This window comes from Actinomadura sp. BRA 177, assembly GCF_013372625.1.
GTDB lineage: Bacteria > Actinomycetota > Actinomycetes > Streptosporangiales > Streptosporangiaceae > Spirillospora.
This window is the reverse complement of the sequence record NZ_JABXFD010000368.1, coordinates 1-20,707: the sequence shown is the minus strand read 5'-3', so window position 1 is coordinate 20,707 and position 20,707 is coordinate 1. Positions and strand designations below refer to the sequence as shown.

General features: G+C 71.4%; 21 protein-coding genes. 13 read left to right on the top strand and 8 right to left on the bottom strand.

The features are described 5' to 3' along the window. Window positions 1-130: 130 nt before the first annotated feature. Window positions 131-1,186, bottom strand: a complete 1,056-nt coding sequence (locus tag HUX53_RS21015; protein WP_176404930.1) for a hypothetical protein — start codon at window positions 1,184-1,186, stop codon at window positions 131-133. 41 nt (window positions 1,187-1,227) lie between these two features. Continuing rightward, entirely contained in the window at window positions 1,228-2,154 is a 927-nt protein-coding gene (locus tag HUX53_RS21010; RefSeq protein ID WP_176404929.1) for a CAP domain-containing protein, read from the bottom strand. A 573-nt stretch (window positions 2,155-2,727) separates the two neighbouring features. Here HUX53_RS21010 and rplM point away from each other — a divergent pair. The 3 genes from rplM (at window position 2,728) to glmM (ending at window position 5,246) form a co-directional block, all read left to right on the top strand. After that, on the top strand, window positions 2,728-3,180 hold the full coding sequence (gene rplM, locus HUX53_RS21005) for a 50S ribosomal protein L13 (protein ID WP_176404928.1): 453 nt from the start codon (window positions 2,728-2,730) through the stop codon (window positions 3,178-3,180). 93 nt (window positions 3,181-3,273) lie between these two features. Continuing rightward, complete coding sequence (gene rpsI, locus HUX53_RS21000; RefSeq protein ID WP_176404927.1) at window positions 3,274-3,783, top strand: 30S ribosomal protein S9; 510 nt, start codon at window positions 3,274-3,276, stop codon at window positions 3,781-3,783. 119 nt (window positions 3,784-3,902) lie between these two features. Then, window positions 3,903-5,246: a phosphoglucosamine mutase gene (gene glmM, locus HUX53_RS20995; protein WP_176404926.1), complete on the top strand. Its 1,344-nt coding sequence runs from the start codon at window positions 3,903-3,905 to the stop codon at window positions 5,244-5,246. 16 nt (window positions 5,247-5,262) lie between these two features. Here glmM and HUX53_RS20990 read toward each other — a convergent pair whose 3' ends face one another. Further along, complete coding sequence (locus HUX53_RS20990; protein ID WP_176404925.1) at window positions 5,263-6,060, bottom strand: HNH endonuclease family protein; 798 nt, start codon at window positions 6,058-6,060, stop codon at window positions 5,263-5,265. A 122-nt stretch (window positions 6,061-6,182) separates the two neighbouring features. Between HUX53_RS20990 and HUX53_RS20985 the strand changes: the two genes are divergently transcribed. The 5 genes from HUX53_RS20985 (at window position 6,183) to HUX53_RS20965 (ending at window position 10,668) form a co-directional block, all read left to right on the top strand. After that, a complete protein-coding gene (locus tag HUX53_RS20985; protein ID WP_176404924.1) occupies window positions 6,183-7,139 on the top strand; it encodes a DUF389 domain-containing protein in 957 nt (318 codons plus the stop codon). 85 nt (window positions 7,140-7,224) lie between these two features. Beyond that, the gene (locus HUX53_RS20980) at window positions 7,225-8,172 is read left to right on the top strand and encodes an ABC transporter ATP-binding protein (protein WP_176404923.1); all 948 of its coding nucleotides are present in this window, start codon (window positions 7,225-7,227) and stop codon (window positions 8,170-8,172) included. Then, window positions 8,169-9,047, top strand: a complete 879-nt coding sequence (locus tag HUX53_RS20975) for an ABC transporter permease subunit (protein WP_176404922.1) — start codon at window positions 8,169-8,171, stop codon at window positions 9,045-9,047. Before HUX53_RS20980 ends, HUX53_RS20975 begins: the two co-directional genes overlap by 4 nt. Continuing rightward, the gene (locus HUX53_RS20970) at window positions 9,044-9,955 is read left to right on the top strand and encodes an ABC transporter ATP-binding protein (protein ID WP_176404921.1); all 912 of its coding nucleotides are present in this window, start codon (window positions 9,044-9,046) and stop codon (window positions 9,953-9,955) included. Before HUX53_RS20975 ends, HUX53_RS20970 begins: the two co-directional genes overlap by 4 nt. Beyond that, window positions 9,952-10,668, top strand: a complete 717-nt coding sequence (locus tag HUX53_RS20965; RefSeq protein WP_176404920.1) for an ABC transporter permease — start codon at window positions 9,952-9,954, stop codon at window positions 10,666-10,668. The genes HUX53_RS20970 and HUX53_RS20965 overlap by 4 nt, the downstream gene beginning before the upstream one ends. On the opposite strand, the gene HUX53_RS20960 is transcribed toward HUX53_RS20965, so the two are convergent. Continuing rightward, on the bottom strand, window positions 10,665-11,546 hold the full coding sequence (locus HUX53_RS20960) for an LLM class flavin-dependent oxidoreductase (protein ID WP_176404919.1): 882 nt from the start codon (window positions 11,544-11,546) through the stop codon (window positions 10,665-10,667). The two genes, HUX53_RS20965 and HUX53_RS20960, sit on opposite strands and share 4 nt — an antisense overlap. 50 nt (window positions 11,547-11,596) lie before the next feature. On the opposite strand from HUX53_RS20960, the gene HUX53_RS20955 reads away from it, so the two are divergent. From HUX53_RS20955 to HUX53_RS20945, 3 genes are all read left to right on the top strand, one after another. Then, window positions 11,597-12,064, top strand: a complete 468-nt coding sequence (locus HUX53_RS20955; protein WP_176404918.1) for a MarR family winged helix-turn-helix transcriptional regulator — start codon at window positions 11,597-11,599, stop codon at window positions 12,062-12,064. A gap of 95 nt (window positions 12,065-12,159) precedes the next feature. Beyond that, window positions 12,160-12,795 carry a DUF4328 domain-containing protein gene (locus tag HUX53_RS20950; protein WP_176404917.1) on the top strand — a complete coding sequence of 212 codons (636 nt, stop codon included), beginning with the start codon at window positions 12,160-12,162 and terminating at the stop codon, window positions 12,793-12,795. A gap of 95 nt (window positions 12,796-12,890) precedes the next feature. Continuing rightward, window positions 12,891-14,255 carry an alkaline phosphatase PhoX gene (locus HUX53_RS20945; RefSeq protein ID WP_176404916.1) on the top strand — a complete coding sequence of 455 codons (1,365 nt, stop codon included), beginning with the start codon at window positions 12,891-12,893 and terminating at the stop codon, window positions 14,253-14,255. Between the two features lie 87 nt (window positions 14,256-14,342). On the opposite strand, the gene coaA is transcribed toward HUX53_RS20945, so the two are convergent. After that, window positions 14,343-15,284 carry a type I pantothenate kinase gene (gene coaA / locus HUX53_RS20940; RefSeq protein ID WP_176404915.1) on the bottom strand — a complete coding sequence of 314 codons (942 nt, stop codon included), beginning with the start codon at window positions 15,282-15,284 and terminating at the stop codon, window positions 14,343-14,345. 121 nt (window positions 15,285-15,405) lie between these two features. Between coaA and glmS the strand changes: the two genes are divergently transcribed. Beyond that, entirely contained in the window at window positions 15,406-17,250 is a 1,845-nt protein-coding gene (glmS, locus tag HUX53_RS20935; protein ID WP_176404914.1) for a glutamine--fructose-6-phosphate transaminase (isomerizing), read from the top strand. A gap of 226 nt (window positions 17,251-17,476) precedes the next feature. Here the strand turns inward: glmS and HUX53_RS20930 are convergent, their stop codons facing one another. The 3 genes from HUX53_RS20930 to HUX53_RS20920 form a co-directional block, all read right to left on the bottom strand. After that, window positions 17,477-17,683, bottom strand: coding sequence for a DUF397 domain-containing protein (locus HUX53_RS20930; protein WP_176404913.1), 207 nt, complete (start codon window positions 17,681-17,683; stop codon window positions 17,477-17,479). Window positions 17,684-17,939: 256 nt separating this feature from the next. Then, window positions 17,940-18,311, bottom strand: coding sequence for a DUF397 domain-containing protein (locus tag HUX53_RS20925; protein ID WP_176404912.1), 372 nt, complete (start codon window positions 18,309-18,311; stop codon window positions 17,940-17,942). Beyond that, window positions 18,202-19,062, bottom strand: a complete 861-nt coding sequence (locus HUX53_RS20920; protein ID WP_176404911.1) for a helix-turn-helix transcriptional regulator — start codon at window positions 19,060-19,062, stop codon at window positions 18,202-18,204. Before HUX53_RS20920 ends, HUX53_RS20925 begins: the two co-directional genes overlap by 110 nt. 227 nt (window positions 19,063-19,289) lie before the next feature. Here HUX53_RS20920 and HUX53_RS20915 point away from each other — a divergent pair. Further along, window positions 19,290-20,707 (top strand): NAD(P)H-hydrate dehydratase (locus HUX53_RS20915; RefSeq protein WP_176404910.1); only part of this gene is annotated, 1,418 nt, incomplete at its 3' end.

Genomic DNA, 20,707 nt, shown 5'->3' with positions numbered 1-20,707 from the left:
CAGAGTGTATAGGAGACAGGCCGAAGCTCGGCGGCGCCGGGTCGGCGGGGACGCCGGACGTCCCCGCCGGCTCGGCGGTCTCCCGGGTGTCTCTAGGTCCAGACATAAGCAGTGAGGGTATTCGGAGGGGTCACTTTTGGAGGGGCTTGCCTTCGGTTTCCCTGTAGTGCAGGGCCGTGGCGAGGTTGCTGCCCTTGACCATCTGCGTGCCGAAGACTCGGACGGCCGCATGGTACTTGCTCGCGATCTTCTTGCCGTCCGGCCGCTGCACCCACGTCATGATGACGTAGTGGCCGCGCGCCTGCGAGGTGCCGAACGCCTCGCCCTTGCCATTGGTCTTGGTCACGCCCTTGCCGGGCAGCGCCTGGAGGAACGCTTCCTTGCCGGCGGCGGCCTTCACGGCCGTCTTGGCCGCGGTCTGGGTCTCCAGGTTGAACACGCCGACGGTGCCGATGAGCGAGCCGGTGGAGAGCCCGTAGGTGGCCCGCAGCGCCTGCGTGCAGCCGCCCTTCTTGAGCGCCTTCTCCAGGGTCCGGCCGCCGACGACGCCGGTGCAGCTCTTCTCCGCGTTCACCGCCGTCCGGACGTACTTGTGGCCGCCCGCCGTGAACTTCCCGTTGCCGAAGACCTCCTTGAGCGTCAGCGGCTTGGGATCGGTGCTGCGGCTCTGCAGCTTCACCGGCGCCAGGACGGGCTTCGTCGGGCTCGGTGTCGGCGCCGGCTGCGTGGAGGCGGCCTGCGTCGGCGCGGCCTTCGGCTCGGAGCCGTCCTCCAGCAGCGACGACAGCCCGACGCCGCCGCCGATGAGCAGGATGCCGGCGACGGCCGAGCCGCCGATGATCAGCGGCAGGTTGCGGCGCCGCTCGGGCGGCACCGGCCCGCCGGACGGTCCGGGGGGCGGGCCCTCGGGCGAGCCGTAGGCGCCGCCGCCGAACGCGCCGCCCGCGACGGGCTCGTCGTCCCAGGCCGCGGTCGGCCGCTCGTCCCAGCCGGCGGGCTGGTCGTCCCATCCGGTGGGCTGGTCGCGCCACGCGGTGGGGTGGTCGTCCCCCCGGTCGCGTGGTGCGAAGGGGGCCTCGTCGTCGTGGCCGTACGGCGGCGCTCCGGCTCCGGGTCCGTACGGCGTGTGCGGCGGCTGCCGAGGGGGCCAGTCGCCGGGTTTGCCTTGATCGCCCGGGTAACCCATGGGGTGGACCTTACCGTCCCTCCTGTGGGAGCGGGTGCCGGTCACTTCCAGCCGAAGTCCTGGGTCCACAGCGGGCCGCCGGGTCCGGAGGCCATCCCGACGCCGATGGCGCGCAGGCCGCAGTTCAGGATGTTGGCCCGGTGACCGGGGCTGTTCATCCAGCCCTTCACGACGGCCGCGGCGGTCGGGTAGCCCTTGGCGATGTTCTCCGCGCCGGGGCTGGAGTAGCCGGCGTCCTCCATCCGCTTCCACGCGCTGTCGCCGTTGCGGGACGTGTGGTCGAAGTAGTTCTTGGCCGCCATGTCCGCGGAGTGCTTTCGGGCGGCGACGACGAGCCGCGAGTCGATCCGCAGCGGCTTGCAGCCCTGCTTGGCGCGCTCGGCGTTGGTCAGCGACACGACGGTGGTCTCGCTGCCGTTCGATCCGCCGCCCCCGCCCGTCGAGCCGCCCCCGCCGGACGACGGCGGCCTGGCGGGCGCGGACGTCTTCTTCGGCTTCGCCGGCTCGGCCGACGCGGTCTTGCGCGGGTGGATCGGCTTCAGCGGCGGCGTCTGCTCCGCCGACGGCGCGGGCGATCCGCTGGGCGCGCCCGTCTCGTCGTCCGCGGGCGTCCCGGACTCCGCGTCGGCCCCGGCCGGCGCCTCGCTCTGCGGCCCCGGCGGGATCACGGCGGACGGACGGTCCTCCGGCCCGGCCGCCGCGGTCTTCTCCGACCGCAGCTCGGGCAGCACGAGCCGGTCGATCGCGACGCCGATGCCGATCGCGAGGCCGGACGCGGTGACGACCACCAGCAGCCCGGTCGCGCTCTTCGCCCGGGACCGCTTGCGTCCCCTGCCCTGGGACCGGCCGCCGCGCGGAGCGTCGTCCGGCCGGCGGCCACCGGGCGGTGGCCCCGACCGGGACGCGCCGCGGCGCGGGCCGCCCGCGACGAGCTCGTCGCGGGGAGGGGAGACGTTGGCGCGGGGCATGGGGCCGCTCCGCCCGTCATGCCTGGGCTGGTGGCCTCCGGCGTGGCCGCCGGATCTGCGGGGAGTGGACAGCGGGGGCTCCCGGGTACGGGCCGGCGCGAGACCGGCGTGGACTCGGTCGCCCGGCACCATATCCCCATATGCACCCGCAGTTATGAAGAACTCTCAAGAAAGATCAAAACCACTACTTACCGTCATCCCCGCGCTCCTCACCGTCCCGGCTGGTCTTGCGGCTGCCCGCTCGCCGTTGGCAAGCAGGAGGTGCGGTTCTCTTGCCGAACGGTTTGTCAAGCGGAGGGGACGGTCTCTTTGACCGATGCGACTTCGGCCGATATTCTGCGTACTTGTTGTGTGTGTTGACGCCTGCCCACGTGAGCGGGAGGCAGCACGACGATGAGCTGGTGCGTTCCCGCATGTGTGCCCTGCGGCCTGTGTGTGGACCCCGGCCTCCCGGAGCGCCAGGTCGGACGATCCTCTGATCGGCGCAAGCAGGATTTCCGCTGACGCTCGTCCTACGTGGGCGGGCGAGGATCGAAACCGCTGAAAGTCGACGAGAAACGAAGGCTGACGACCGTGCGCACGTACACCCCTAAGCCCGCTGACGTCCAGCGTCAGTGGTACGTCATCGACGCGACCGATGTCGTGCTGGGCCGTCTCGCCAGTCAGGTCGCGCAGCTGCTTCGGGGCAAGCACAAGCCGATCTACGCACCGCACCTCGACACCGGTGACTTCGTCGTCATCGTGAACGCCGACAAGGTGTCGCTGTCGGGGAACAAGGCGGAGCGCAAGAAGGCGTACCGGCACTCGGGGTACCCGGGCGGGCTCCGCTCGATCACCTACACCGAGCTGCTGGCGAAGAACCCCGAGCGGGCGGTGGAGAAGGCGATCAAGGGCATGCTGCCCAAGACCTCCCTCGGCCGGAAGATGTTCGGCAAGGTGAAGGTCTACGCCGGGCCGGACCACCCGCACCAGGCGCAGAAGCCGGTGCCGTTCGAGATCACCCAGATCAGCCAGCCCGCGAAGTGACACCCGCGCCTGCGGGCGCGTCCTGACGAACGAGGCCGCCGGGGCACCCGACACCGGGCCAGCCGCCCTGGCTAGAACACCCCAAGGAGAACCGTGGACGACACCACCGGCGCCGAGCAGGTCGCCGAGACCGACTCGTACGAGGACGCTCCGTCCGAGTACAGCACCGAGACCCCCGAGGCCGCCGGCGAGGCCTTCCTCGGCCAGCCGGTCGCGACCGGCCCGGCCGCTGGCACCGGCCGCCGCAAGCAGGCCATCGCGCGGGTCCGCATCGTCCCCGGCACCGGCCAGTGGAAAATCAACGGCCGGACCCTGGACCAGTACTTCCCGAACAAGGTGCACCAGCAGATCGTGAACGAGCCGTTCGTGCTGCTGGGCCTGGAGGGCCAGTTCGACGTGCTCGCCCGCGTCAACGGCGGCGGCACCACCGGCCAGGCCGGCGCGCTGCGCCTCGGCATCTCCCGCGCGCTGCAGTTCGCGAACATCGAGCACCGCCCGGCGCTGAAGAAGGCCGGCTTCCTCACCCGCGACGCGCGGGTGCCGGAGCGCAAGAAGGCCGGTCTCAAGAAGGCCCGTAAGGCTCCGCAGTACAGCAAGCGTTGATCGACGGTACGAGCCGTCGCACCCCGTGCCTCCACCCGGCAGTTCCGTGTGGGGCGTCGCGGCGGGTGCGGCGGCTCGTCCGCTTTCCGGGGTCAGCCTGTCCAATCGGGAGTTGAACTGTGGCTCGTCTGTTCGGGACCGACGGCGTGCGCGGGCTCGCCAACCGCGACCTGACCGCCCCCCTCGTCATGGACCTGTCGGTCGCGGCCGCGCGGGTGCTGGGCGAGCGGGGCGCCTTCAAAGGCCACCGGCCGCTCGCCGTGGTCGGCCGCGACCCGCGGGCCTCCGGTGAGTTCCTGGAGGCGGCCGTCGTGGCGGGCCTCGCCAGTTCCGGCGTGGACGTGCTGCGCCTCGGCGTCCTGCCGACCCCGGCGGTCGCGCACCTGACGCACGCGCTGGACGCCGACCTCGGCGTGATGCTGTCCGCGTCGCACAACCCGGCCCCCGACAACGGCATCAAGTTCTTCGACCGCAGCGGCTACAAGCTGCCGGACGAGATCGAGGACCGCATCGAGGCGCGGCTCGGCGAGGCGTGGGACCCGCCGACCGGCGCCGGCGTCGGCCGCGTCCGGGAGGCGCACGGCGCCATCGAGCAGTACGTCGCGCACCTGCTGTCAACGGTCACCGTGTCGCTGGACGGCCTGCGCGTCGTGGTCGACTGCGCGAACGGCGCGTCCTGCGACGTGGCCCCCGAGACGATGCGCCGCGCCGGCGCCGAGGTCTTCACGATCGGGACGGCGCCGGACGGCCTGAACATCAACTCCGAATGCGGCTCCACGCACCTGGAGGCGCTGCGCGAGGCCGTCCGGCACCACGGCGCGGACGTGGGCATCGCGAACGACGGCGACGCCGACCGCTGCCTGGCCGTGACCGCGTCCGGCGAGGTCGTGGACGGCGACCAGATCATGGCGATCCTCGCCCTCGACCTGCGCGAGACGGGCGCGCTGCCGTCCGACACCGTCGTCGCGACCGTGATGTCGAACCTCGGCTTCAAGCTCGCGATGCGGGAGGCCGGGATCACCGTGGTGGAGACCGCGGTCGGCGACCGGTACGTCCTGGAGGCGATGAAGGAGGGCGGCTTCGGGTTCGGCGGCGAGCAGTCCGGCCACGTCATCATGCTGGACCACGCGACGACCGGCGACGGCGTCCTGACGGGCCTGCACCTGCTGGCCGCGATGGTCCGCCGCGGCCGCCCGCTGGACGAGCTGACGAAGGTGATGACCCGGCTGCCGCAGGTGCTCATCAACGTCAAGGACGTCGACAAGACCCGCGCGAAGACGGCCCCGGCGCTGGCCGAGGCCGGCGCCGCCGCCGAGGCCGGCCTCGGCGAGACGGGCCGCGTCCTGATCCGGCCGAGCGGCACCGAGCCGATGGTCCGCGTCATGGTCGAGGCGGCCTCCGAGGACCAGGCCCAGTCCGTCGCCGAACACCTCGCCGGCGTCGTGAAGACCGCGCTCGGCTGACGCGCGGGGCCGGTGGTCAGGCGCCGCAGAGGTCGAGCATGATCTTTTTGTCGGGGCTGGTGATCGGGAGGTCGTACTTCAGGGCCACCTGGGCGAAGCGGACGCTGTAGGAGCAGCGGATGCGCTTGTTCGGCGGCAGCCACGACGCCGGGCCGGAGTCCCGCTTGGCGTTGTTGAGCGGGCCGTCCACCGGGATGAGGTTCAGCGGGTCGTTGGCGAGGGATTCGCGCTTGTCCTTCGACCAGCGCGCCGCGCCCATCTGCCAGCCGTACGACAGCGGGATCACGTGGTCGATCTGGACGGCGGTCGCCTTCGCCTTCTTCCACTCGATCGTCTTGCCGGAGTACGGGTCGTGCAGCGTGAGAGAGATGATCACGCAGTCGGACCCGGACCGGTAGCGGACGTCCTCGCCGTCGCGCTTCAGCAGGTCGTTGCGGGTGTCGCAGCCGTTGCGCGCGAGGGGGACGTCGGGTGCGCTGTCCATCCACGCGTAGCCGAACTCGTCGCGGTCGTAGCCGGTCTTCGGGCCGCGCCCCTTGGTGCCGACCTTCTCGATGAGCTTGCGCGCCTCGGCCCGGTCGCCGCCCGAGGTGATGGCGGCGAGGCCCGGCTTCGTGCCGTCGGGGTTGTCGAGCGGGCTGGCCGCGTCCCCGTCGTCCTGGCCGGACGTGCCGCCGCTGGGGGCGCCGGACGGGTCGCCGATGGTCAGGTTCCCCTCGCAGCCGGACGCCGCCAGCGGGACGGCGAGTGCGAGCGCCGCCGCGGCCAGCAGCCGCCGGCCCGGTTCCCGCCGAATCCGGTCGCGTCGCGTCATACCGTCACCGTCCTGGGGGTCGTTGGCGTCATTTTTCACCAATAAGCATGCAAATAGCCGATCAAACCGTATGGGCTGGCGGACGCGCCACGCGGGTCGCCCCTTTACGGCACCATTGGCCCGTGCTGCATCTCAGAGCGATCGTCCCGGCGGACCGCACGGACGCCGTGTGCGAGGCGCTGGCGGAGTGCGCCGGCGCCACCAACGTCGTCGTCATCGGCGGCGCCGCCCGCTCCCCGCGCGGCGACCTCGTCACCGCCGACATCGCCCGCGAGTCCGCCAACGAGGTGCTGGACGCCCTGCGCGCGATGGACGTCCACCGGGACGGCTCCATCGCGCTCGACAAGGTCGACCTGACGCTGTCGGAGACCGCCGAGCAGGCCATGGACCGGGCACCGGGGCACGGCGACGACGCCGTCGTCTGGGACGAGCTCGACCGGAGCGTCACCGAGGGGACGGCGCTGACCTGGTCGTTCGTCGCGTTCCTCGCGCTCGCCACCCAGCTCGCCGGGATCGCCGCGCTGATCGACTCGCCGGTGCTGGTCGTCGGTGCGATGGTCCTCGGCCCGGAGTTCGGCGCGGTCGCGGCGATCTGCTACGGGCTCGTCCGGTGGCGGCCGTCGCACATCGTGCAGGCCGTGCGGGCGCTGCTCGTCGGGTTCGCCGCCGCGATCGTGATCACCTACGTGTGCGCGCTGGTCAGCCGGTGGGTCGGGGTGATCGAGCTGGACCGGCTGCCCGAGCAGCGCCCGCTCACCGCGTTCATCTACAGCCCGGACCGCTGGTCGTTCATCGTCGCGCTGCTCGCCGGCGCCGCCGGGGTGCTGTCGCTCACCGCGGGCAAGTCGTCGGCGCTGGTCGGGGTGTTCATCTCCGTCACCACCGTGCCCGCCGCGGGGAACCTCGCGGTCGCGCTGGCGCTCAAGCACGTCAGCGAGATCACCGGCTCGCTGCTGCAGCTCGCCGTCAACTTCGCCGGGATGATCATCGCGGGGGCGCTGACGCTGCTCGTCCAGAAGGCGCTGTGGGGCGTCGTGCTCCGGCAGGGGCGCCGTCCGGCGATCGGACGTCGTACTTAGGTCGCTCGAAGACTGGACCAAAGGCTGCCCCCGCGTAGCACTTGAGGGTGACGTACCGCCCGGAACCAGCCGCTAGGTTCGGACCATGCCGATAATCGCCACCCAGGGCCTCACGATGAGGTTCCCCCGGGTGACCGCCTTGGACGACCTCTCCGTGGCCGTCGAACCGGGTGTCGTCGGGCTGGTCGGAGCCAACGGCGCCGGCAAGTCGACGCTCATCAAGATCCTGCTCGGGCTGCTGCCGCCGACGTCCGGCACCGCGACCGTGCTGGGGCTCGACATCGCGCGCGAGGGCCTGCGGATCCGGGAGAGCGTCGGATTCATGCCCGAGTACGACTGCCTGCCGCCGGACGTGTCCGCGACCGAGTTCGTCGTGCACATGGCCCGCATGTGCGGGCTCCCCCCGACCGCCGCCCGCGAACGCGCCGCCGACACGCTCCGGCACGTCGGCCTGTACGAGGAGCGCTACCGCCCGATCGGCGGCTACTCCACCGGCATGCGCCAGCGGGTGAAGCTCGCGCAGGCCCTCGTCCACGACCCCAAGCTCGTGTTCCTGGACGAGCCGACCAACGGCCTCGACCCGGCCGGACGCGACGAGATGCTCGACCTGATCCGCCGCATCGGCGCCGAGTTCGGGATCAGCGTCCTCGTCACCTCCCACCTGCTCGGCGAGCTGGAGCGGGTCTGCGACCACGTCGTCATCATCGACGGCGGCAGGCTGCTGCGCTCCCAGGCCGTCGAGGCGTACACGGCCGCGAGCGGGGTGCTGACCGTCGAGGTCGACGAGGGACGGGATCAGCTCGGGCAGCACCTGTTCGACCAGGGCGTGTCCGTCCGGCCGGAGGGCCGGTTCCTCATCGTCGACATCGCCGGCGAGACGACCTACGACCAGATCCGCGACGGCGTCGCGGGCCTCGGGCTGCGGCTGATCCGGATGGAGCAGCGCCGCCACCACATCGAGGAGGTCTTCCAGGACGGGCCGCCCGCGCCGCCGGCCCCCGCCGGGACCGTCCAGCAGGGAGCGCCCCGATGAGCACCAGCACGATCCACGACATCGGCTACCGCCACTACGACGGCCGCCGCAACGGCCGCGCGTACGTGCTGCGGTCGCTGTACGTGCACAACCTGCGCGCCGCGTTCGGGCTCGGACGCCCCGCGCGGGCCAAGATCATGCCGTTCCTGCTGGCGGCGATCATGCTGCTGCCGGCCGCCGGGTCGGTCGCGGCGTTCTCCTTCACCAAGGAGCCGGACGCGCTGATCCGGTACGCGTCCTACGCGAACATCATGCAGGTCATCGTGGCGATCTTCCTGGCCACGCAGGCGCCGGTGCTGGCCTCGCGGGAGGTGCGCTTCCACGTCATCCCGCTGTACTTCTCCCGCCCGGTCGGCCATCTCGACTTCGTCCTGGCGAAGGCCGCCGCGCTGACGACCGCGCTGTTGGCGCTGATGGCGGTGCCCATCACCGTCCTGTACGTCGGCGGGCTGATCACCAAGATGCCCGATTCGGGCGAGCAGCTGCTGAAGTACCTCGGCGCCCTGGTCGGCTGCGTGCTGTACGCGCTGGTGCTGGCGGCGATCGGGATGGTGGTCGCGGCGTTCACGCCGCGCCGCGGCTTCGGCGTCGCCGCCGTCATCGCCGTCTACATGATCAGTGCGGCGTTCGTCGGCGCCGTGCAGGGCATCGCCGAGGCGCAGACCAACTTCACGCTGCAGGGCTGGATCGGGCTGGGCACGCCGTTCAACCTGGTGGACATCGTCCAGGTCCGGCTGCTCGGCGCGGATTCGTCCTCGCCCGGCATCGCGCCCGGCATCACCGGCGGGGTGGTCGCGCTCGCGGTGTGCGCCGTCATCGTCGTCGGCTCGATCGCGGTCCTGTACCGCCGGTTCCGGAAGGCGGGTCTCTCGTGAGCGAGCTGATCCTGGAGAACGTGTCCCGCTGGTACGGGAACGTCGTCGCCGTCAACGGCGTGTCGATGAAGGTCGGGCCGGGCGTGACCGGGCTCCTCGGCCCGAACGGCGCCGGCAAGTCGACGCTGATCCACATGATGGGCGGGTTCCTCGCGCCGTCGTCCGGCAGCGTCACGCTGGACGGGAAGCCGATCTGGCGGAATCCGGGCGCCTACCGCAGCCTGGGGCTCGTCCCCGAACGCGAGTCGGCGTACGACTTCCTCACCGGCGAGCAGTTCATCACCGCGATGGCGAAGCTGCACAAGCTCCCCGACGCGGCCGGCGCCGCCCGCCGCGCCATCGGCCTGGTGGAGATGGACTACGCGGCGCAGCGCCCGATCGGCAACTACTCCAAGGGCATGAAGCAGCGCATCAAGATGGCGTCGGCGCTGGTGCACGACCCGCCCGTCCTCCTGCTGGACGAGCCGTTCAACGGCATGGACCCGCGGCAGCGGCTCCAGCTGATGGACCTCATCACCCGGATGGCCGCCGAGGGCCGCACGATCCTGTTCTCCTCGCACATCCTGGAGGAGGTCGAGCGGCTCGCCAGCCACATCGAGGTGATCGTCGCGGGCCGGCACGCCGCGTCCGGCGACTTCCGCAAGATCCGGCGGCTGATGACCGACCGGCCGCACATCTTCCTCGTCCGCTCGTCCGACGACCGGCGGCTCGCCGCGTCGATCATCGCGGACGGCTCCGCCCGCAGCGTGCAGCTCACCGACAAGGGACTGCGGATCGAGGCGGTCGACTTCCAGCGCTTCACCCTGCTGCTCCCGCAGCTCGCCCGCGACGCGGACGTGCGGCTGTGGGAGGTCTCCCCGGCGGACGAATCCCTCGAAAGCGTCTTCTCCTACCTGGTGGCCCGATGAATGCGACGATCGCGATGATCACGTTCCGGGCGATGCTCGGACGCAAGCGCGCCCTGCTCCTGCTGGGGCTGCCGCTGCTCATGCTGGTCCTGGCGGCGGTCCTGCGCGCGACCGGCAACAACGACCTGGACGTCTCCGCGCACGTCCTGCAGCAGTTCGGGCTCGCCACGCTGCTGCCGCTGCTCGCGCTGATCGCCGGCACCGGGGTGATCGGGCCGGAGATCGACGACGGCCAGATCATGTACGTGCTGACGAAGCCGATCCCGCGCGAGGTGATCGTGCTGACGAAGCTCGTCGTGGCGATCGTCCTGACGACGGCGTTCGCGACGATCCCGACCCTGTTCGCGGGCCTGATCCTCACCGGCACGACTGCGCAGCTGACGCCCGCGTTCACGATCGGCGTCCTGATCGGCGGCGTCGCCTACAGCGCGGTCTTCGTCGCCCTGGCCGTCGCCAGCCGCAACGCCGTCACGATCGGCCTGCTCTACGCGCTGGTCTGGGAGTCGCTCCTCGGCAGCTTCGCGCCGGGCGCCAAGTCGGCGTCCATCCAGCAGTGGTCCCTGTCCGTGACGGACGCGCTGACCAACGCCTCCCCGGTGTCCTCCACGGTCGACCTGCCCTTGGCGATCACGCTGCTCGCGGTGGTGACCGCGGCCGGGGCACTCCTGGCGACCTTCCGCCTCCGCACCCTCCCCGTGGCCAGCGCCGACTAGGCCGGGACGGCCCTGCGCAGCTCCGGCAGGACCTCGCGGGCGAGCCGCTCGACCTGCTCGTCCGCGCCGGGGCCGGCGGGCATGAAGTTGAACGTGGTGAAGCCGAGCGCGGTGAAGCCGAGGAGGCGCTCGACGACGGCGTCCGGCGGGCCGCTCAGCAGCGCCGGATCGTCCCCGGCCCGCTCGCCGATCCGGACGCCGACGTTGTAGGCGCAGGTGATCTCGGCGGGGTCGCGTCCGGCGTCCCGGGCGGCGGCCAGGACGCGGTCGCGCATGGCCTTGGCCTGCTCGGGCGGGGCGAAGCCCAGGGACGGGATCCAGCCGTCGGCGAGCCGCCCGGTCAGTTCCAGCGCCCGCGGTCCGAACGTGCCGAGCCAGATCGGGATGCGCCGCGCCGGCTTCGGTTCCAGGTGCGCCTCGCTGGTGTGGTGCAGCCGGCCGCGGAACGTGAAGGCCGGCTCCGACCACAGCCCGCGGGTGATGCGGACGGCCTCCTCCAGCCCGTCGACCTTGTCCCGGGCGGTGGGGACGCGCATGCCGAAGGCCCGGAACTCCGCGTCGGAGTATCCGCCGCCGAGCCCGAGGACGAGCCGTCCGCCGGAGAGCCGGTCGAGGGTCTCGGCCATCTTCGCGACCATGGCGGGGTTGCGGTAGGGGACGCCGAGGACGCGGGTCGCGACGCCGATCCTGGACGTGGCGGCCGCGATCCACGACAGCATCGTCCACGTCTCCATGCTCGGGTGCTCGGTCGACGGATGGTCCGAGGCGGACACGAAGTCGAACCCGAGTTCCTCGGCCCTGCGGGCGTCCGCCACCGGGTCCGCGCCGGGAGCGGCCGAGGTCGGGATGTCCAGGCCGAAACCCCATTTAGTTGACATGTCAAGAACGTAGGCGCGAAGTATGTGACGTGTCAAGTAAGCTGCCGGCCATGGACGAAGCGCGCTGGCTCACCCCCGCCGAAGACCGCGCCTGGCGCGCCTACCGACGGCTGTCTTTGCTGCTGGACCAGCAGGTCGCCCGCGATCTCGCGGCCGACTCGGGGCTGTCGGAGGCCGACTACGACGTGCTGTCGAACCTCTCGGAGACGCCGGGCGCCCGCCTGCGGCTGACCGAGCTGGCCGCGCACATGCGCTGGTCGCCCAGCCGCCTGTCGCACCACGTCACCCGGATGCAGCAGCGCGGCCTGGTCACCCGCGACACCAGCCCGGACGACGGGCGCGCGGCGGTGATCGTCCTCACCGGTGACGGGCTCCGGACGATCGATGCGGCCGCCCCCCGCCACGTGGAGTCGGTGCGGCGCCACTTCATCGATCTGCTGACCCCCGAGCAGGTCGAGGCGTTCGCCGCGCTGACCGAGACGGTCGTCGCCCACCTCGCGGAGATCGAATCCCCGTGAGCCGCGTCGTCATGGTGTTGTGATCATGATGCGCTTCCGCCGGAGGGGTGCGGGACGCCAGGATCGGGCGGCAGTTCCCCAGCCCTGGAGCAGAGATGGCCAACCCCCCTTACTCGCCCTACGCGCCGTTAGCGCCTGACGTCGTCCGGCCGCCGCGCACCGCGGCGGTCATCGCGGTGACGGCGCTCGGCGCCAACGCCCTGGTGCTCAACGTCCTCGCGCTGCTGACGACGATCAACCTGGTCCGCGGTGGCGACGCCCTGTCGGCGGACGTGCTCTTCGCGGCGACCGTCCTGACGGTGCTGCCGCTGCTGGCCGCCGCCGTCGCCGTGATGGTGTGGCTGTGGCAGGCCCGCACGCAGGCCGACGTGATCAACGAGCTGCCCGACACCTGGGGACGACCCTGGACGATCTTCGGCTGGTTCGTGCCCATCATCAGCTTCTTCGTGCCGCGCAACATCGTCGGCGGCGTCTGGTACGCGAGCGCGCCGCCCGGCCGGTCGGCCTGGCCGGTGAACGTGTGGTGGGCGGCGTGGCTGGCCTACCTGATCGGTTCGCGGGTGCTGAACCTGGACGACGACGGCGGCGTCCAGAGCGCCCTGTTCCCGGTCATCTCCGAGACCGGCGCCGTAGCGGCACTGTTCGCGATGTACATCGTCTGGCGGATCACCGCCTTCCAGGAGGCCCAGGCCACCCGCATCCGCGAGGCGATCACCGCCCCGCCCGCCTGACACGCCTGTCGAGGTGTGCCATACCCGTGCGGTGTGACGCGTGTTACAACGGGCCTGGAGGGTCTTCGATCGTTCCAGACAGGGAGTGTGCACCCGTGTCAGTCACGCGTCGCCGGCTCCTGGCGGGGACGGGCGCGGCGGGGGCGGGGATCGCCTTCGCCGGCGCCGTCGAGCAGCTGTTCGCCGGGAGCGCCGCCGCCGCGCCGGCCGGCCGCCACGACGGGTACGGGCCGCTCGTGCCCGACCCGAAGGGCCTGCTGGACCTGCCGCGCGGCTTCCGATACACCGTCCTGTCCCGGGAGGGCGAGCCGCTGCGCTCGGGGGAGGGCGCGGTGCCGAGCCACTGCGACGGCATGTCCGCCTTTCCCGGACGCGGCCGGACGTGGCTCGTCCGCAACCACGAGAACCGTCCGGACGCCGAGCACCGGGTGCCGCCGGTCGACGGCGTCACCTACGACCCCGGGGGCCTCGGCGGCTGCACCGCGCTGGAGGTCGACCGCGCCGGGCGCGTCCGCACCGAGCGGGTCGCCATCGCCGGGACGGCCGTCAACTGCGCCGGCGGCCCAACCCCATGGCACACCTGGCTGACCTGCGAGGAGACCGAGGACCGGGCCGGTACCGGGAACTACACCAAGGACCACGGGTTCATCTTCGAGGTCGACCCGTACCGGCAGGACCGGACCGTCCCCGAGCCGCTGACCGCGATGGGGCGGTTCCAGCACGAGGCGATCGCCGTCGACCCGCGCGACGGCACCGTCTACGAGACCGAGGACGCGTTCGAGAAGCCGTTCGGGCTGTTCTACCGCTTCCTGCCGGAGAAGCCGCGCGGCGGGTTCGGCAGCCTGCGGGCCGGCGGGCGGCTTGAGGCGCTGTGCGTCCCGGACGTCCCGGACCTTTCGGTCGTGCAGGAGCCCGGCACCGTGTTCCACCACGTCGAGTGGAAGAAGGTGCCCGACCCGCTGGCGAAGGAGACCGCGATCCGGTTCCAGGACTTCGGGCCCGGCGGCATCACCCACGGCCAGAAGCTGGAGGGCTGCTACTGGGGCGGCGACCGCGTCTACTTCGTGTCGAGCTTCGCGAAGACGGCGGACGGGTCGCGCGCCGACCACTTCGGGCAGGTGTGGTCGTACGAGCCGCGCCATCGCCGGCTCACGCTCGTCATCGTGTTCGGCCCCGGCACCGACGTCCAGAAGCCCGGCGAGTCGCCCGACAACATCTGCCTGGCGCCGCAGGGCGGCCTGATGGTCTGCGAGGACGGCAACGGCGCGCAGCACGTCTTCGGCGTCTCCCGCCGCCGCAAGGTCTACGCGATGGCCCGCAACAGGCAGAACATCGGCACCGAGGCCGAGCCCGAATGGGGCGAGTTCGCCGGCGTCACGTTCTCCCCGGACGGACGCACAATGTTCGTCAACGTCTACACACCAGGCACCACGTTCGCCGTAACCGGCCCCTGGCGCTGATCATCGGCCACGGCAGATCGCCGTACACGCTGTTAACTGGATGTGGTCGATCGCTGGACACAGTTGATCGCCGAATACGGCTGATCGCTAGATGCGGCGGAGGCGGACGCGCTGGACGGAGTGTTCGCGGTCCTTGTGCAGGACGAGGGTGGCGCGGGCGCGTGTCGGCAGGATGTTGGAGACGAGGTTGATCTCGTTGACGTCCCGCCACACGCGCTGCGCGAAGGCGGCGGTCTCGTCCTCGTCCAGCTCGTGGGCGTACTTGTGGAAGTAGGAGCGCGGGTCGGTGAACGCGGTGCGGCGCAGCGCGAACAGCCGGTCGATGTACCACTGCCGGATGTCCTCGACCCGCGCATCCACATAGATGGAGAAATCGAAGAAGTCGGACACGCCGAGGGTGCCGGGCGGCGGCGCCTGCAGCACGTTCAGGCCCTCGACGATCAGGATGTCGGGCCGCCGGACGGTCTGCGCCGCGTCCGGCATGATGTCGTACTCCAGGTGCGAGTACACCGGGATCGACGCCTCGTCCGCGCCCGCCTTGATCGCGGAGACGAACCGGACGAGCGCGCGGCGGTCGTAGGACTCGGGGAACCCTTTGCGGTCCATGAGCCCGCGCTCGGACAGGACGGCGTTCGGGTACAGGAAGCTGTCGGTCGTCACCAGCTCCACGCTCGGATGCTCCGGCCAGCGGGCCAGCAGCGTGCGCAGCAGCCGGGACGTGGTGGACTTGCCGACCGCGACGCTGCCCGCCACGCCGATGATGAACGGCGTGGGCTGCACCGCGCCGCCGAGGAAGCCGCTGACGGTGTCGCGGAGCCGTCCGTCCCCCAGGAAGAACAGGTTGAGCAGCCGGGACAGCGGCAGGTAGACCTCCTCGACCTCGGCGATGTCGATCGGGTCCTTCAGGCCGCGCAGCGCGTCCAGCTCACCGGGCGTGAGCGGCAGCGGCGTGTTCTCGCGCAGGCCGCGCCAGGCGTCGCGGGAGAGTTCCACATAGGGGCTCGGCACGCTGTCCCATCCGCTCGTCATGGCTGAACACTACGGGGCGGTCCAGCCGGTTACCGGGTTTTCACCGACCGTTCACGCTAGCGGTAGCGCCCGCGCCGCCTGCGGGTAGGCCCTGGCCAGGACACCGAATAGAGTTGCCGCCATGTGCGGAATCGTGGGGTACGTAGGCGGCCGGCCGGCGCTCGACGTCGTCGTCGGGGGACTGGCGAGGCTGGAGTACCGCGGCTACGACTCGGCCGGAGTGGCCGTGCTGGCCGACGGGAAGCTGGCGACGGCGAAGCGCGCGGGCAAGCTCGCGAACCTGCGGGCGGCGCTGGAGGAGGAGCCGCCGCCCGCCGGGACGCTCGGCATGGGGCACACCCGGTGGGCGACGCATGGCCCGCCGAACGACCGGAACGCCCACCCGCACGTCGACTGCACCGGCTCCGTCGCGGTGATCCACAACGGGATCATCGAGAACTTCGCCGAGCTGCGCGCCGAGCTGGAGGAGGGCGGGCACGGGCTGGAGTCCGACACCGACACCGAGGCCGTCGCGCACCTGCTGGAGGACGAGCTGAAGTCGGGCGGCGGCCTCGCCGACGCCATGCGCCGCGTCTGCCGCCGGCTGGAGGGCGCGTTCACCCTCGTCGCCGTGCACAGCGGCGACCCCGACCTCGTGGTGGGCGCGCGCCGCAACTCGCCGCTGGTCGTCGGCGTCGGGGACGGCGAGAACTTCCTCGCCAGCGACGTGGCCGCGTTCATCGCGCACACCCGCGACGCGATCGAGCTGGGCCAGGACCAGGTCGTCGAGCTGCGCGCCGCCGGCGTGACCGTCACCGACTTCGAGGGACGTCCCGCCGAGGTGAAGGAGTACCACGTCGACTGGGACGTGTCCGCCGCCGAGAAGGGCGGCTACGACTACTTCATGCTCAAGGAGATCGCCGAGCAGCCGCGCGCCGTCGCCGACACGCTGCTCGGCCGGATCGGCTCCGACGGGCGGCTGCACCTGGACGAGATGCGCATCTCCGACCGGGAGCTGCGCGAGGTCGACAAGATCATCATCGTCGCGTGCGGGACGTCCTACCACGCGGGCCTGATCGCCAAGTACGCGATCGAGCACTGGGCCGGGCTGCCCTGCGAGGTCGAGCTGGCCAGCGAGTTCCGCTACCGCGACCCGATCCTGTCGCCGTCGACGCTGGTCATCGCGATCTCCCAGTCGGGCGAGACGATGGACGCGCTGATGGCCGTCCGGCACGCCCGCGAGCAGAAGGCCAAGCTGCTCGGCATCTGCAACGTCAACGGCTCCACGCTGCCGCGCGAGTGCGACGGCGTCCTGTACACGCACGCCGGGCCGGAGATCGCGGTCGCGTCCACCAAGGCGTTCCTCACCCAGCTCGTCGCCGTCTACCTCATCGCGCTGTACCTGGCGCAGGTGCGCGGCACCAAGTGGGGGGACGAGGTGTTCGCGATGGTGCAGCTGCTGGAGCGGATGCCGGAGAAGGTCGACAAGGTCCTGGAGACCATGGAGCCGGTCCGCGAGCTGGCCCGGTCGCTGGCGGGCGAGCACTGCGTGCTGTTCCTCGGCCGCCACGTCGGCTTCCCGGTCGCGCTGGAGGGCGCGCTGAAGCTCAAGGAGCTCGCCTACATGCACGCCGAGGGCTTCGCCGCCGGCGAGCTGAAGCACGGCCCGATCGCGCTCATCGAGGAGAACCTGCCGGTCGTGGTCGTGGTGCCGCCGCGCGCGCGGGACGTCCTGCACGACAAGATCGTGTCGAACATCCAGGAGATCCGGGCGCGGGGCGCGCGGACGATCGTCATCGCCGAGGAGGGCGACGAGTCGGTCGAGCCGTACGCGGACACGCTGATCAGCGTCCCGCCCGTCCCGACTCTGCTGCAGCCGCTCGTCACGACCGTCCCGCTGCAGGTGTTCGCCTGCGAACTGGCGACGGCGAAGGGCCACGACGTGGACCAGCCCCGCAACCTGGCCAAGTCCGTAACCGTCGAGTAACCGCGTAGGGCCGGGCGCCCGGGTGGCCGAGTAACACGGTCACCCGGGCGCCCGGCCACTCTCCGGCGTGTTTGCGGACGTCCCGCAAAGCGTCCGTCAGAGGCGTCCGCTTTCCCGGTTCCGGCCGGACGGCCCTAAAGCGGGTAACGGTCCAGGAAACCGCTTCGGGATGTAACTCTCGCGCCTTTGTGAGAATCTCAGGGCCGTGTAATTTGCAGTGTGGCTTTCAGGGGCGGTCGAAGCGGCCGGCCTTCGCGCTCTCGGTGAACGCGCGCCATTCGGCCGGGCCGAAGGCGAGACGGGCCGCGGTGTCCTCGGTGTCGCGTACGGATATGGCGTCGTCGTCGAACCGGGCGACCTCGACGCAGCCGTTGCTGGCGCCGCATCGGGTGCTCCTTCTCCACTGGGCGGGCGGTGTCGCGTGGAAACTCATTCCGGCTCCCTGCATGAAAGTTGCATTGAACTCGGCCGCGCTGCCGGAGCGTCAAGCACACGGTAACAAGATCGCAAAAAACGCCTGATCACGTACGGGTGGCGCGGTACCCGTGTGACAGGCGTGCCGAGGAAGAAGCAGAGTTTCCGGTGGGGCGGCGAAGAGCCGGGTCTGACGTGGGACCCGGCTCGTTCGGCGTGTCCCTCCCCGCCCTCGTGAGGCGGCGGAAGGGGTTCAGCGGCGTTTCAGCGCCGGCTCACCGGCGCAGGTCGAATTCGCCGTTCTTGGCGCGGCCGAGGAAGTTCCGCCACTCTCCATGGGAGAACGACAGGACCGGGCTCTGCGTACCGTGCTTGGCGTCGCGCGCCCCGATGGAAGGGGACGAACCGGCCAGTGCGGCGATTTCGACGCAGGTGTTACTCGCCCCGCAGTGGGCGCTTCTCCTCCATTGCGGAGCAGGAGTGGCGAAAGGGGACACTCGGTGCCTTTCACAAGGATTGAGCCCCTTAGCGGACCCGTCACCAGGCGTCTTTGGCCGCGGCGATGCGGCGCCGCGATTCGTCGGCGTCCAGCGCCTGGCCCGCCAGGCTTGAATAGGCGAGCCTGTACATATAGGTAACAGCCTCATCCGCAAAGTGGCTGATTGTCAGGGATTCCACGTGCACGATATCAGGGAAAACGATGTCATGCACCGGTGAGAATTCCAGCAGGATAAACGATTCGGCCAACACCGAGTGTGCGATCCCCAAGGGCAGGATCTGCACGTTCACGTTCGGCAGCTCGGTCATCCGGTACAGATGTTCGAGCTGCTCGCGCATGACCTTCTGATCGCCGATCAGGCGCTGCAGAACCGCCTCGTCGAGCACCGCCGACAGTTCCAGCGGGTGCGGGCCGTCCAGCAGCGCGCGGCGCCGCATCCGCACGTCCAGCCGGCGTTCCAGCTCCTGCGGGGGCAGCGTGGCCAGGTCGCTCCAGCCGCCGATCACGTGCCGCGCGTAGTTCTCCGTCTGCAGCAGCCCGGGAAAGACGGTGCTGCCCCATTCCCGGGCGGCCGTGGCCTCGGACTCCAGCGCGATGAAATCGGCGAGCGAGCTCGGCAGGTCGCGGTACTCCTCCCACCAGCCGCGCTGCGCGGCGTCGTGCGCGAGGGAGACGAGGTCGTCGTGCCGGGAGCCGTCGATCTCGTACAGCTCCAGCAGCCGCCGCACATCGGCGATCTTCGCGCCGGTGCGGGCGTTCTCGATCCGGCTGACCTTGGCGGTGGACCAGGCGAGCCGGTCGGCCACCTCGTCCCCGGTGAGACCCCTGCGCTCGCGCAGCCTCCGCAGCTCGGCGGCCAGCCGCCGCTGCCGGACGGAGGGACCTCGGGAAGTGCTCATTGTGCTCGGGCCTCTCCAGTCCCGGCGGACTGATCTGGGCGTATTCTGCCGCACCTCGCGCCGCGGCGCGAATACCCGGGAGCGGTTGGGAAGGATTCTACGGCCGATGATTCTTTTGCGCACCTGACACCGAAAGTTGCAGTGCAACCTACAAATGGCCTGGACGCAGGGTTGGGCCATGCCTTCCCGTGGCACGCTAAGTGTGTGATCGACTTGGGGAGCCGGGGATGAGGTACGCGCACGAGGTCGGCAAGGTGCGGGCGGCGGAGCGGGCCCTGATGGCCCGCCTCCCGGACGGCGCCCTCATGCAGCGCGCCGCCGCCGGCCTCGCCTCCGTCTGCGCCCGCGTCCTGCCCGCCGTGTACGGGTCCCGCGTCGTGCTGCTGGTCGGCGGCGGCGACAACGGCGGCGACGCCCTGTACGCCGGAGCCCGGCTCGCCCGGCGCGGCGCCCGCGTGCACGCCGTGCAGGCCGGCTCCAAGATCCACGAACCCGGCCTCGCCGCCCTCCGCGCCGCCGGCGGCCGCCTCCTGACCACCGGCGAAGAATCCGCGATCGCCGGCGCCGACCTGATCATCGACGGCCTCACCGGGATCGGCGGCACCGGCGGCCTCCGCGACCCCCACGCCCGCTACGCCGCCATCGCCGCCGAGTCCCCCGGCCTCGTCGTCGCCTGCGACGTGCCGAGCGGCGTGGACGCGAGCACCGGCCGCGTCGAGGGCGGCGCCGTCCACGCCGACGTCACCGTCACGTTCGGGACGCACAAGCCGGGCCTTCTCATCGACCCCGGCGCGTCCTACTGCGGAGTGGTCGAACTGGTCGACATCGGCCTCGGCCCCGACCTGCCCGACCCGGACGTCGTCGCACCCCGCCCCTCCGACGTCCGGCCGCCCGAGCCGGGGCCCGAGTCCGACAAGTACCGGCGCGGCGTCGTCGGCATCCTCGCGGGCGGCGACGAGTTCACCGGCGCCGCCGTCCTGTCCACGGGCGGCGCCGTCCACGGCGGCGCCGGCATGGTCCGCTTCGCCTCCGTCGCACGCCCGGTCGAACTCGTCCGGCACCGCTGGCCCGAGGCCGTCACCACGGTCATCGACCCCGGCCCGCACGACGCCAAGGTGCTCGAACGCATCGGACGCGTCCAAGCCTGGGTCGTCGGCCCCGGCCTCGGCACGGACGACGCCGGCGAGTCCCTCCTCGAAGCCGTCCTGACCACCGACCTGCCCGCCCTGGTAGACGCCGACGGCCTCACCGTCCTGTCCCGCCGCCGCGACCTGCTGAGCCGCGCCGCCCCGACCGTCCTGACACCCCACGCGGGCGAACTCTCCCGCCTGATCTCGGCCGACCGCGCCGACATCGAGGCAGCCCGCCTGGACCACGCCCGCCACGCCGCCGCCGAACTCTCCGCGACCGTCCTCCTGAAGGGCTCGACGACCCTGGTAGCGGAAGCGGACCGTCCCGTCCGAGCAAACCCGACCGGCACCCCCCGCCTGGCGACGGCAGGCACCGGCGACGTCCTATCAGGCCTGATAGGCGCCCTCCTGGCCGGCGGCCTCCCGGCCATAGAAGCAGCCACCACCGGCGCCTACCTACACGGCCTAGCCGCCCGCCTGGCCGCCGCCCCCACCCCTGTCTCTTATACACCCCT

Coding starts and splice junctions, on each gene's coding strand:
- HUX53_RS21015 (WP_176404930.1), bottom strand. CDS start 1,186: ATGGGTTACCCGGGCGATCAAGGCAAACCCGGCGACTGGCCCCCTCGG.
- HUX53_RS21010 (WP_176404929.1), bottom strand. CDS start 2,154: ATGCCCCGCGCCAACGTCTCCCCTCCCCGCGACGAGCTCGTCGCGGGC.
- HUX53_RS20990 (WP_176404925.1), bottom strand. CDS start 6,060: ATGACGCGACGCGACCGGATTCGGCGGGAACCGGGCCGGCGGCTGCTG.
- HUX53_RS20980 (WP_176404923.1), top strand. CDS start 7,225: ATGCCGATAATCGCCACCCAGGGCCTCACGATGAGGTTCCCCCGGGTG.
- HUX53_RS20975 (WP_176404922.1), top strand. CDS start 8,169: ATGAGCACCAGCACGATCCACGACATCGGCTACCGCCACTACGACGGC.
- HUX53_RS20965 (WP_176404920.1), top strand. CDS start 9,952: ATGAATGCGACGATCGCGATGATCACGTTCCGGGCGATGCTCGGACGC.
- HUX53_RS20960 (WP_176404919.1), bottom strand. CDS start 11,546: ATGTCAACTAAATGGGGTTTCGGCCTGGACATCCCGACCTCGGCCGCT.
- HUX53_RS20955 (WP_176404918.1), top strand. CDS start 11,597: ATGGACGAAGCGCGCTGGCTCACCCCCGCCGAAGACCGCGCCTGGCGC.
- HUX53_RS20950 (WP_176404917.1), top strand. CDS start 12,160: ATGGCCAACCCCCCTTACTCGCCCTACGCGCCGTTAGCGCCTGACGTC.
- coaA (WP_176404915.1), bottom strand. CDS start 15,284: ATGACGAGCGGATGGGACAGCGTGCCGAGCCCCTATGTGGAACTCTCC.
- glmS (WP_176404914.1), top strand. CDS start 15,406: ATGTGCGGAATCGTGGGGTACGTAGGCGGCCGGCCGGCGCTCGACGTC.
- HUX53_RS20930 (WP_176404913.1), bottom strand. CDS start 17,683: ATGAGTTTCCACGCGACACCGCCCGCCCAGTGGAGAAGGAGCACCCGA.
- HUX53_RS20925 (WP_176404912.1), bottom strand. CDS start 18,311: ATGAGGCTGTTACCTATATGTACAGGCTCGCCTATTCAAGCCTGGCGG.
- HUX53_RS20920 (WP_176404911.1), bottom strand. CDS start 19,062: ATGAGCACTTCCCGAGGTCCCTCCGTCCGGCAGCGGCGGCTGGCCGCC.